Below are 12,196 nucleotides of genomic sequence, written 5' to 3'. Positions count from 1 at the left end.
CGCCCGAGCCGTGGGCGCCGTTTTTCGACGCGCTCATCGTCGGCGACGGCGAGGAGGTGATCGTCGAGATCATCGTCGCGCTCGCCGCCGTTCGAGGCCGCCCGCGCGCCGAGCGCCTGGCCGCGCTGGCGCGCGTGACCGGCGTGTACGTTCCGGGCGATTTCGCGCCGCGCTACGAGTCCGGCCGATTTGCCGGGTTCGACATTCGCCCCGGCGCGCGACGGGCCGAGCGCCGCATCGTACCGGATATCGACCGCGTGCCGCATCCGACCTGCCCCGTCGTGCCGAACGCGCGCGCGGTGCATGACCGCCTGGCCGTCGAGGTCATGCGAGGCTGCACGCGCGGCTGCCGCTTCTGCCAGCCGGGCTTTCTCACGCGGCCACTGCGCGAACGCAGCGTCGACAACCTCATGGGGATCATCGAGGAGGGCCTCGCAACGACGGGCTACGACGAGCTGACGCTGCTGTCGCTCTCAAGCGGCGACTACAGCGGCCTGCCGTCCCTGCTTTCGCGAATCGAGGAGCGTGACGACGGCGGCCGGCCGCTTTCCGTATCGCTGCCGTCGCTGCGCGCGGAGTCCATCACCGACGACATGATGACGCAGATCGCCAAGGTGCGCCGCGCGGGGTTCACGATCGCGCCGGAGGCCGGCAGCGAGCGCCTGCGCCGCGTGCTGAACAAACCGATCCGCGACGAGCAGATCTTCCGCGCCTGCCGCACCGCGGTCGCCAACGGCTGGACCCTCGTGAAGCTCTATTTCATGGTCGGCCTTCCGACCGAAACCGACGACGACCTGCGCGCGATCGGACGGCTGTGCCGCGACGTGCTCGCCGTCATGGACGAGGGCGGCAAACGCGCGCAGGTGAACGTCAACCTCGGCGTGTTCGTGCCCAAACCGTTCACGCCGTTCGCCTGGGAGGCGCAGATCGAACCCGCGGAGGCGCGCCGCCGCGCCGCCGTGGTGCGCGACAGCCTCGAAAGCCGGCGCATCAGGCTGAAGCCGCACGATCCGGAGATTTCGCTCGTCGAGGGCCTGCTGTGCCGGGGCGATCGCCGCGTGGCCGATGTGATCGAGCGCGTCGTCGATGACGGCGGCGGTTTCGACGGCTGGACGGAAGGATTTTCGTTTGACCGATGGATGCGCGCGTTCGATGCGTGCGGCCTGGATTGGCGCCTGTTCTCTCGCGAGCTCGGCGAGGACGAGGCGCTGCCGTGGGACGGCGTGGACGCGCTCATCGAAAAGGAATTTCTTTTACACGAGCGCGCCGAGGCCATGAAAGAAGCGTTCACCGACGATTGCCGCGTCGGCGCGTGCACCGAGTGCGGATCGTGCGATCACACGGAGGTGCAAAATCGCCTGGCCGCGGAGGTCTCGCCCGTCGCGTTTCTCGGATTCGCGCCAAAACCCGTCGAGCCGAAAACGAGCGTCAACGGCGGACCCGCTCCTGCGACGTTGCCGCCCGCCGACCTGTTTCGTTACCGCGTGCGTTTCGAGAAGTCGGGCGAGATGCGTCACCTGGGGCACCTGGAACTTGCGCCCATCGTGCACCGCGCCGTCCACCGCGCGCGGCTGCCCATCGCCTACACGCAGGGCTTCCACAAGCAGCCGCGCGTCGCGTTCGGCCCGCCGCTGTCGGCCGGCATTGAAAGCCGCGACGAGCCTTTCGATCTGCTTTTGACCGAGCCGCTCGACACGAACGACCTGGGCGCGCGCCTCGCGAGCGAGATGCCCGAGCGGCTTGCGGTCCATGACGTCGAATCGCGCGCCGCGCGCGAGCCGTCGCTGTTCGACACGACCGTCGCTTCGATTCTTCACGCCCAGCTTCCGGACGCGGATGAGAAAACGGACAGGGCGATCCGGGCGTTTGCCGACGCCGAGACGTGGCCGATCGAGGTGCGTCGAAAGCGAAAGGCGAAATCGATCGACGCGCGCGCGTTTGTCTCGGACATCGAACGCACCGCGACCGGCGTGCGTTTTCGCCTGCGTTTCGATTCGAAGGGGAGCCTTTCGCCGTGGCTCGCGCTTTCCGCGATGCTCGGCATTGACGAGACTGCCGCGCGCAACCTGCGTGTCGTCAAGGAGCGCACGCTGATGGCCATGGAAAACGCCCCGTCCGGATGAAATTCATTTTTCCGCAGGCGGCGAAACATTGTAGAATGCTTCACGCATCATGCGGGAGATCACGATGACAAAGGTACTTTTGATTCTGGCGAGCGTTTTTGCGATAGCGTCCTTTGGGTTTGCTTGCGCGGGCGACGACGACGACGATGACGACGCGGTCAATAACGACGACGATAACGACGACGATGATGACGATACCGACGACGATACGCACGACGATACCGACGACGATACGGAAGACGAAGGGAACGGCGGCGCCGACGACGACTTGGGCGACGAGGTGAATTTACCGGAGGCCGACCCGAATGATTTCGACTCCTTCAATCTGATCGGAGCCCCGGGCGGAGGTTGGGAATTCGTCGAGGAAAATTGCCCGTTAAAAGATCTCGACCAATGCGTGGGAAACACGGCGCCGGTCGTTTACAAGCCCTTCCTGACTCAAAACGGCCAACTCGTGAACAAACTCGACGTGGTTTCGCCCGGCGATATCGTGGTGATCTACATTCCGTACGTGGATGCGGAATGCTTGATGTCGTGCGGCTCATATTATCAGTCGCGGGTTACGCCTTCGTCGGATTCGAACAGCGCGGGGTCGCTTTTCAGCAATATTCCGTGTTCGTCGTGGGTTTCGGACGACTTCTTTGGTTTCGCATTTGGGCCCGTCACGGCAGGGCATTACTCGTTTATGTTGCGCGTCGTCGATGCCTGCGGCGCCGAAAGCGAACGCGTCGAGGGCGAGTTCGACGTGAAGTAGCCCGTCCGCGGCGGCAAGGCGGGGTTGTGGCGCGAAATGAAAATAATAGCGGCGCGCGTTGCGAAGACGGACACCCGTTCCTTGACGCCCGCGCCCGCGCGAACGAGGATTTGCGCCATGGCGCGTGAACTCGTCATCAATGTCACCGACTCCGAAACGCGCATCGCGCTTCTGGAAAGCGGCGCCCTTGCGGAATTCCACGTCGAATACGCGCGCAAGCTCGGCGTGGTCGGCAACGTCTACAAGGGCAAGGTGATCCGCGTTCTGCCCGGCATGCAGGCCGCGTTCGTGGAGATCGGCCTTGAGCGCGCGGCGTTCCTGTACGTCGCGGACGTTCGCGGCCATCGCGAGGAGTCCGCCGCGCTCGACGAAACCGGCGACGTGGACGACACCGAGGAAACGATCGAGGACGAACTCGAATCGGAAGACGCCGGCGGCCTGCCGATCGAGGAGCTGCTTCGCGAGGGGCAGGACCTGATGGTGCAGGTGATGAAAGAGCCCCTCGGCACCAAGGGCGCGCGGCTTTCGAGCCACATCAGCCTGCCCGGCCGCTTTCTCGTCCTGATGCCGACCATGCGGCACGTCGGCGTGTCGCGCCGCATCGAGGACGAGGACGAACGGCGCCGCCTGAAAGACATGATCGAGGGATTCCGTTCGGACAAGGACTACGGATTCATCGTGCGCACCGTCGCCGAGGGCGCCGACGACCGCACGCTGAAGGCGGACTACGATTTTCTTGTGCGTCTGTGGGAGCAGGTCCAGGACAAGTACCGCGCCTGCCGCGCGCCGTCGCTCGTGCATACCGACCTCTCGATCACGCTTCGGGCCATCCGCGATCTGATGACCGCGGACGTCGAGCGCGTCGTCATCGACAACGCCGAGGAGCACGAGCAGATCATCGGGCGCTTCGGCGAAACGCTCCCGGGCCTGGAGGCGAAGATCGAGCTGTATCAGGGCGAGGAGCCGATCTTCGACCGCTACAACCTGGAGATGGAAATCAGCCGCGCCTTGCAGCGCAAAGTGTGGCTTAAAAGCGGCGGCTACATCGTCATTGAGCAGACCGAGGCGCTCACGTCGATCGACGTCAACACCGGCCGGTTTGTCGGCAAACGCAACTTCGAGGAAACGATCCTGAAGACGAACCTCGAGGCGGTGAAGGAGATCGGCTATCAGCTTCGCCTGCGCAATATCGGCGGCATCATCGTCATCGATTTCATCGACATGGAAAAGGAGCCGAACCGCGAGAAGGTGCGCGGCGCGCTGATCGAGGAGCTGCGCAACGACAAGGCGCGCACGAACGTGCTGCAGTTCTCCGAACTCGGCCTCGTGGAGATGACCCGCAAACGCACGCGCGAAAATCTCGTGCGCCTGCTCTCGGAGCCGTGCCCTTACTGCGAGGGGCGCGGCTTCGTGAAGAACCGCTCGACGATCGGCTCGGAGATCTTCCGCGCCATCCGGCGCGAGGCGCGCACGGCGCCCTCGGCGTCCATAACGGTGGACGTTCATCCGACGATCGCGAGCATGCTGCTCGAGAGCGAGCAACATACGATCGGCGAGATCGAGTCGATGATCGCGCGGCAGATCGTCATCCGCGAGAACGCGTCGTTCCACATCGAGCAATACGAAATCCACACGGGCTGATGGCGCGCCGCCTATCCCCCGCCCGCGCGTTCGGCGCGGGCTTCGCCGCGGGCCTGGCCGTCTGGGCGATCGAGCTGGCCGGCGCGTATCTCGCCGCCGAGCCCGGATCGTTTTTCATCGTCCGCAAACACGCGGGATACGCCGCGCTATTCGCGGCTGATATTGCCGCGCTCGTCGCGCTATTCGTGCCGTTGCCATCCGTCGCCGCGCGCGCGGCGATGGCCGCGATGACGCTGTTTGCCGCGCAGTTTGCGATCTTTGGCGCGCGCCTTGCCCTTGAAAACGGATACGAAACGCACGCCAACCCGGTCTCGATCGCCGTGGCGGCCTTCGCGGGCGCGCTCGGAATCGGCGGGTTTTTCCTTGTTCGCCGCGTCGCCGATCGCGCACACGCGCCGATCGTTTTCGCGGCGCCGTTTGTCCTCGCGGCCGCCCTGGCCGCCGTGTTGCCGCGCTCGTTCACCGACGATGCCGTCTTCGATCGGCTGGCGCGCGCGGAAAGCAGCGAATCCGCCGCACCGGCGGCGAAGCCGCCCGCGGGCGCGCCGAACGTGCTGCTCGTCGTCGTCGATACGCTGCGCGTGGACGCGATCGGTGCCTACGGCAATAACAAGGCGCGCACGCCCAACATCGACGCTCTCGCGGCCCGGGGCGTGTTGTTTCGCGACGTGACGTCCGTCAGCTCGTGGACGCGCCCGGTCATGGCGAGCATCCTCACCGGCCTTCGCCCGCGCGAACACAAGGTCAATGCGCTCACCGGCACGATGGACGCCGCGCACTGGACGATCGCCGAGCGCGCGCGCAACGCGGGATTCGCGACCATCGGCGTGGTGACAAACCCGATCCTCAAAAGCCACTTCGGCTTCGGGCACGGCTTCGCGGTTTTTGACGACACGACGCAGGCGACCGACGCCGCGTGGTTCATGTCGGGCTATCCGGTCGCGCGCGCGATGGGGCTTGCACCGCGCGGCAAGACGACGCGCAAGATCAACGACGCCGAGCGCGCGGTGAATCGCTTGCTTCGCGCCGTCGATGCGCGCGGCGACGCGCCGTATTTCGCGTGGCTGCATCTCATGGACCCGCACGCGCCCTACGAGCTGCACGAGGACCTGACCGTCCTTCCGAAAAACGCGCCGATGTTGCGTTTTTTCTATCAGTACGACGATCGCGACCGCGATCTGCTTCGCAAGGTGCCGCTTGCCAAGGCGCTTTACCGCTCGCTGTACGACGGCGAGGTCGCCTATACCGACCGCGCGATCGGGCGGCTTTTCGCCGAGCTTAAGGCGCGCCACGACTTATCGAACACCGTCGTCGTTTTCACGTCCGACCACGGCGAGCAATTCCTGGAGCATGACGGCTTGCTGCACGGCTATTCGCTGTACCAGGAAGAGGTGCGCGTGCCGCTCATCGTCGCCGGTCCCGGGATCGAACCGGCTGTTGTTGACGCGCCGCGCTCGAATATCGGCCTTGCGAAGTTACTGTTGGCGCTAGCGGGGATTGAAAACGCGGATCGCGATCCCGCCGCGCTTATGACGCCGGACGATCCGGTCTATTCCGAGGTCGATGCCGTGTTGCACGACATCGAGGTGCATCTTTCCGCCGCGCGCATGGGCGATTGGAAGGCGATCCGCGATCTTGGCGATCGGAAGGAGATCGGCGGCGGGACGATCGCCGGCCTCTTCGATCTTGCGAACGATCCCGGCGAACGCAAAAATTGGATGATGGCCAATCCGGATCGGCTGGCGGAATTTGAACGATTGTTCAACGATTTCGACGCGCGTTATCGACGCGCCCGCGACGCGGGCAAGCCGCTCGATCCGCGTCAGGCCGAGGCGCTGCGTTCGCTCGGCTACCTCCACTAATCCGCGCCCCTTCATTTTTTCAAAACGATCCCGCCGACATTACATTTTGTGAAAAACGCGTAAATCCGAAATCCGGTTGCGCCGCAGAAAATGTCGGCGAAACGCATTTTTTCCTGCAATTTCAACGTGTTATGCGTTTGGCATGGGTGTTGCTCATCTACCCCCTCAAGAAACGGCGCGCCAGGGAGAGAGGCGCACACAAGGGGGCCACAAATGGGATTTGAAGCCGTCATCTCGGAAGTGATCGTCAACTTCTCGCTCGCATCGATCCTTCTGATCTCGCTCATCTGGATCCGCAAACTCTGGCACTGATTCCGCCGGGCGCGTCCCTCCGCGCCCCGGCGGCAAGAGGCTGGACGGCTCCGCACCCTGTCCGTCCAACCGACCTATTTCCGCGACCGGCCGTTCCCCGTCATTGGGGGCGGCCCTTTTTTTTGACGAGTACAAGTCGCGCCGGCGGGCCCGGCCGCTCGCCGTTGGCGGCCTCCGACGCTTCCGGAGCCAGTCCCTCAATCGCTTCCTCGGAGACAAGAACGAAATCCGGATTCTCGCGCCACGCGCCGACGGGCGACGTCCCATCCGCCTCCTCGCGAAACAGCAGATAGGTCCCATCTTCGTCCCACAGCGGGCCGCGATCCGGATCGTCGAGCTCGTACAAGGTTTTGCGCTCGGCGAGCGCCATCAGATTTCGCCGGTCCGCCGCGGCGGGCGCGTCGCGCGGGACGATCTCGGCAAGGCGCCACGCCGCCTCGTCCGCTGCGTCCGGTGCGAATTCGGCTCGCCATCGCGCAAGGTTCGACGGAATCATCGCGGCCTGCACCGCGATCATCCCGCCCAGGAGGGCGTACACGAGAAGGCGCGCATCGCGCGCGCCGCGTGCCTCCGCGACCGCGTCGCCAAGACGCTTCAACGCAAACGGCAGTGCGATGAAGGTGAACGCGAGCGCCTCGGACCAGTAATAGACGTACATGTCGTTTGGCCCGGTCCAGACGGTCAGCACGCTTTTGACGATGCTCGGAAGCGCGCCCAGAAGCTCGAACGGCGCGAATAGCGCGACGACGAACGGCAAACCGAGCTGCGTCGCCATCGCCGAAAGCTGCGCCGGTAAAAGGCCCGCCCCCATCGCGCCGGCAAGCGGCGCCGTTCCGCTTCCGTACGCGATATTCGCAACAAGCGATCCCGGCACGACAAGGGCTTGCCACAGCCCGTAAAGCGCCGCCGCGCCCAGATCCGCCGCGATCCATCGCCGGTCGCGCTCGTGCGCGAATTCGTACAGCGCGAGCACGAGCAGGTAAACGAACGCGTGATCCTTGACCGAAAGCGTGAAAAACGCGGCGACCGCGAACAGCACGGGCCGGCGCGCGTGCTGCGCCAGGAACAGGATCGGCAGCAGCGCGATCAGAAGCGGCTGCAGGCGAAAATCGCAAAGCACGATCGCGTGCAAAAGCGGATCGGCCAGAAACGCGAGCGCGACAAGAAGCGCCATCACCGCGGAGCGCAGGACGCGCGCGGCCAGGGCATAGAACGCGAACACGCCCGCGAGCACGAGAAACGCCTGAAGACGCACCATCGCCGCTGGCAGCGGACCGGAGGCGAACTCCAGCAACGCGCGGTGCAGATGAAGAATATAAACCGAGCGAAAGCGGAAGATGGAGCCCTCGCTGATAAGCGTGTGCGTGAAGCCCCGCCCCTCCCGCGCGTTGTGAAGGACCTGCGTGTAGATCGCAAAATCCTTGGGCCAGAGTGTCTCGAGTCCGCGGTAACGGGCGACGGCAAGGTAGCCAAGGGCCGTCGCCGCAAGGACAAACGCCGTCGCGAGGACGGCCAGCGCGAGAAAATGCGCCGCGCGGCCGTCGGCCGTTTCCGGCACGGCCGATTCGCGCGCCGGCGCGGTGTTTTGTTCGCCCGCGCCGCTCATCTTGACGCGCGGGCCTTCCTCCCGATGATGACGCGATCTTTTCGGAGCACGCCGCCTCCATGAACCGCTTCGCCGAATTCATCCTCACGCACCCGCGCCGCATTGTCGCCGCGTGCGTGGCGTTTGTCGTCGGCGCGGCGATTCTCGCGGGCGGGGTGAGCTTCGATTTCAATATGGAGAATCTGATCCCGGACCGCCATCCCGCCCGGGCGGTCTATGACGAATTCACCGAAAATTTCGAGGAGGACGACGCCACCTACATCATCGCGATCGGCGAGGATAACGTCTTCCGGCCGTCCACGCTGCGCGATGTCGCCGCGCTGACCGAACGCCTCGACGCGCTCGCGGAGTTCGAGACCGTCACGAGCGTGACGAACGTCCCCTTCGCGCGCGCGGCGGGCGACGCGATCCGCATCGACCCGTTCATTGCGGCCGTGCCCGACGATCCCGCCGCGATCGAGAGCCTGTGGAACGAGGCGATGGGAAGCACGATCCTGCCGGACAATATCCTGGCGAGCGATCGGCAAGCGACCGCGATTTTCGCGAAGCTGAAACCCGAGTTCAATCACCACGAGCATCGCGTCGCCCTCGGCCCCAAGCTCGTCGCGTTACTCGCCGAATACGCCCGCGACGGGCGCGCGTTCCACATCGCCGGCGTGCCGCAACTGCGCACGTCGTACATCGACATCGCGATCCGGAATCTCATCGCCTTCGTCCCTTTGTCGATCCTGATGTTGATCGTCGTGCTCTATATCGTCTTCCGGACGCCGGCGGGCGTCATCCTGCCGCTTGCCACCGTCGTCGCCGCGGTGATCGGCACGCTAGGCGTCATGCGCCTTCTCGACGTGCCGATCAACCTGCTGACGAACGTGCTGCCGACGGTCATCCTTGTCGTGGGCATCTCCGACGCGATCCACCTGCTCATCCGCTACCGCGAGGAGCTGCGCGCCGAGCCCGACAAGCGGCAGGCGATCACGAACACCCTGCGTCACATCGCCGGCGCGTGTTTTTACACCAGCATCACGACCGCCGTGGGCTTCGCGTCGCTCGTTACGTCGAGCAACATGATGGTACGTCAGTTCGGCCTCGTCGCGGCGATCGGCGTGATGCTCGCCTATATCGTCACGATCGTGCTGTTGCCCGCCGCGCTGATCCTGATGAAAACGCCGCCGCCCGCGCAGATCCGGAGCCTGGACGACGGGCGCCTCGCCGCCCTCCTTCGCAGCGTCGGCGACATCGCCATCGGCCGGCCGGGGCGCGTCATCGCCGCGTGGATCGTCATCCTTGGCGTCGCCGCGTGGGGATCGACGCGCATCGAACGCGAATATCACTTCATGGAAGACCTGCCCGAGACGGCCGAAATCCAGATCGCCTACCGTTTCGCCGACGCGCACCTGGGAAGCGCGGTGCCGCTGGAGGTCGAGGTGCGCAGCCGCTCGGGCCGCCCGGCGACGGACCCCGCGTTGCTCGGCGAGGTCGATCGCATCGCCGATTTCCTGCGGGGCGAGGAGAACGTCGGCAAGGTCGTGTCCGCCGCGGATTTCCATAAGGAGATGAATCGCCTCGTCAACGACGGGCGTCCGGACGCGCTGCGCCTGCCGGAAACGCAACAGGCCGCCGCGCAATACGCCCTGATCTACTCGATGGCCGATCCCGATCCGCTTTCGCGTTTTGTCACGTTCGACGGCACGCGCGCGCGCGTGTCGGCGCGCACGAAGGACATGGGGCAGCAGGCGTTTCAGCGGCTCGTCGCGCGCACGGAAGCGTTTGTCGAAAGCGATATCGACAAGGACCTGGACGTTCGCATCACCGGCGCGGGGCCGATGATCGTCGTCCTTGTGGATCGCCTGGTGGCCGACATGGTGACCAATCTCGGCCTCGCGTTCGTGGTCGTATTTTTCCTTGTCGTCGTCGAGTTCCGTTCGATCAAGCTCGCGGCGCTGTCGATGTTGCCGAACTTCGCGCCGCTTCTGGCGAACGCCGGGATCATGGGAATCTTCGGATTCCATCTCAATCCCACAAGCTCGGTCACGTTTGCGATCGGATTCGGCATCGCCGTGGACGACACGATTCATTTCATCGAGCGCTTCCGCCGCGAACTGCCGAAGGATCGCGATCACGATGCCGCGCTGCGCCGGGCGCTTCGCGGCACGGGGCGGGCGATGGTCTTCACGACTCTCGTGCTGATGCTCGGTTTCATCGTCATCGTCACGTCCGAATTCCGCGCCAATCGCGACTTCGGCAAACTCGCCGCGTGCCTTCTCGGCATCGCGCTGCTGGCCGACCTCTTCCTCCTGCCCGCGCTCATCCGCGTCATCAAGCCAAATCCCAAGGCGCCGAAGGAAGCCGAGTTCGGCGGACCCGAGCCATCCAACGCTTCTTGACACCTCCGGGGGGCGAGGCGACACTTCGCGCCGATCAAGCCGAAAACTCGCCCGCCGAGCGCGCCGGAGCCGTTCTTGAACCGCCGCACCGTTCTTGACGAAATCGAAAACACCCGGTCGCTGAAGCGTTGGGAGATCCGCGCGCTGAACCTTTCCGACGCGGATTTTCGAGATGTGGATTGCACCGGCACGACGTTCGCCGGCTGCGCGATGCGCGACTGCTGTTTCAACGGCGCCGACCTGACGGAAGTGCGTTTCCGGGACTGCCAACTCGACCGCGCCACGTGGGAGCGTGCGATCTTCAACGACACCGTCTTCGAGGGCTGCCGCGGTTTCGAGGTCGTGACGCGCGAGGATCTCGCGGCCCGCGGAGCGAATTTCGTGCGCGGGCGCGCGAATCTGCTCTCGTACGCGCTCATCGTGCTCGTGGTCGCGACGCTGTTCGTGCTCGGATTTCTCGTCGTTCGGCTGGCGACGCGCGCGGAGACGCCCGGCGCGCCGGCCGCGACGCCCGAACCGCTGCCCGCGCCCAAGGATCGCGAGACGCTTCTTGCCGAGGGCGTCGCGCTCGCGAGGGCGGGGAAGTTCGACCAGGCTCTCGATCCGCTTGAGAAAGCCTGGGAAAAAGCTCCCGGCAATCTGGAGTCGCGCGCGCCCCTGGCGCAGGTGCTGATGGAGCTTGGCAAATACGACGAGGCGCGCCGGCATTTCGAGGAGATCATTGCGTCGGAGGCGGCGCAAAACATCGATATCGACGCGCGGCAGGACCTGGCCGAATGCTATCAGCGCATGAAAAAGCCGGAACTGGCCGACGCGGTGTACGCCGCGAGCCTGGAGAAATACAAGGACACGCGCACCGTGGTTTACGGACTGCACTTAAACCACGCGCACCTGCGCTGGAAGACGCGGGACTTCGACGGCGCGCACGAGAAGCTTGACCACCTGTTGAAAATCGGCGGACGCGAACAGCAGGCGGGCGTGCATCTTCTCAAGGGCCTCGTTTACAAGGACATGGGCAAGCTCGATGTGGCCCAGCAGCAGTTCCGCAAGGTCGTGCGCGAATTTCCCAAGGACCTCGCGCCGGTGCTCGACGCCAAGGTGCAGCTTGCCATTCTGGATATCGAGGCCGACCGCGAGGATCGCGCGATCGAATCGCTCAAGCTCGCCTTGCGCGAGGGCGCCGACAAGGGGCAGGTCTTTAACGCCCTGTTTCGCATCTACACCGCGGATCTCGCCGACGGCGAGGAAGCCCCCGCGAAAAAGCTGATCGCGACGATGGAAAAAATGTTCGCCGACAGCCCCGAACATCTGGCGTCGATCCACGTCGAATACGGCAAGGCGGCGATGAACGCCGCCGACTTCGACGCGGCGACGGAGCACTTCCGGAAGGTTGTGGAACTTTCGACGGACCCCGTGCAATCGGCCTGGGCCGCGGAGTCGATCGAAGAAATCAAACGCACCGCGGCCGACCGCGCGCCTCAGGGCGCCGATGCCGCCGCGCCATCCGCATCGCC

General features: G+C 65.0%; 7 protein-coding genes. 6 read left to right on the top strand and 1 reads right to left on the bottom strand.

Annotation, left to right across the window (positions count from 1 at the left end; all coding sequences use genetic code 11):
* The 4 genes from K8I61_09455 to K8I61_09440 form a co-directional block, all read left to right on the top strand.
* Nucleotides 1-2,123, top strand: a 2,123-nt coding sequence (locus K8I61_09455) for a TIGR03936 family radical SAM-associated protein (GenBank protein ID MBZ0272253.1), incomplete at its 5' end; no start/stop codon positions are given.
* A gap of 64 nt (nt 2,124-2,187) precedes the next feature.
* On the top strand, nt 2,188-2,877 hold the full coding sequence (locus K8I61_09450) for a hypothetical protein (protein MBZ0272252.1): 690 nt from the start codon (nt 2,188-2,190) through the stop codon (nt 2,875-2,877).
* Between the two features lie 117 nt (nt 2,878-2,994).
* Nucleotides 2,995-4,518 carry an Rne/Rng family ribonuclease gene (locus K8I61_09445; GenBank protein ID MBZ0272251.1) on the top strand — a complete coding sequence of 508 codons (1,524 nt, stop codon included), beginning with the start codon at nt 2,995-2,997 and terminating at the stop codon, nt 4,516-4,518.
* Complete coding sequence (locus K8I61_09440; protein MBZ0272250.1) at nt 4,518-6,380, top strand: sulfatase; 1,863 nt, start codon at nt 4,518-4,520, stop codon at nt 6,378-6,380. The genes K8I61_09445 and K8I61_09440 overlap by 1 nt, the downstream gene beginning before the upstream one ends.
* 412 nt (nt 6,381-6,792) lie before the next feature.
* On the opposite strand, the gene K8I61_09435 is transcribed toward K8I61_09440, so the two are convergent.
* A complete protein-coding gene (locus K8I61_09435; protein ID MBZ0272249.1) occupies nt 6,793-8,298 on the bottom strand; it encodes a DUF2079 domain-containing protein in 1,506 nt (501 codons plus the stop codon).
* A 59-nt stretch (nt 8,299-8,357) separates the two neighbouring features.
* On the opposite strand from K8I61_09435, the gene K8I61_09430 reads away from it, so the two are divergent.
* Nucleotides 8,358-10,682 (top strand): MMPL family transporter, encoded by a 2,325-nt coding sequence (locus K8I61_09430; protein MBZ0272248.1) that lies wholly within the window; start codon nt 8,358-8,360, stop codon nt 10,680-10,682.
* 75 nt (nt 10,683-10,757) lie between these two features.
* A partial coding sequence (locus K8I61_09425; protein ID MBZ0272247.1) for a tetratricopeptide repeat protein occupies nt 10,758-12,196 on the top strand: 1,439 nt, incomplete at its 3' end.

It is taken from the genome of bacterium, assembly GCA_019912885.1.
GTDB lineage: Bacteria > Lernaellota > Lernaellaia > JACKCT01 > JACKCT01 > JAIOHV01.
Note: the sequence above shows the minus strand (reverse complement) of the source record. Positions and strands in the feature narration are given on the sequence as shown.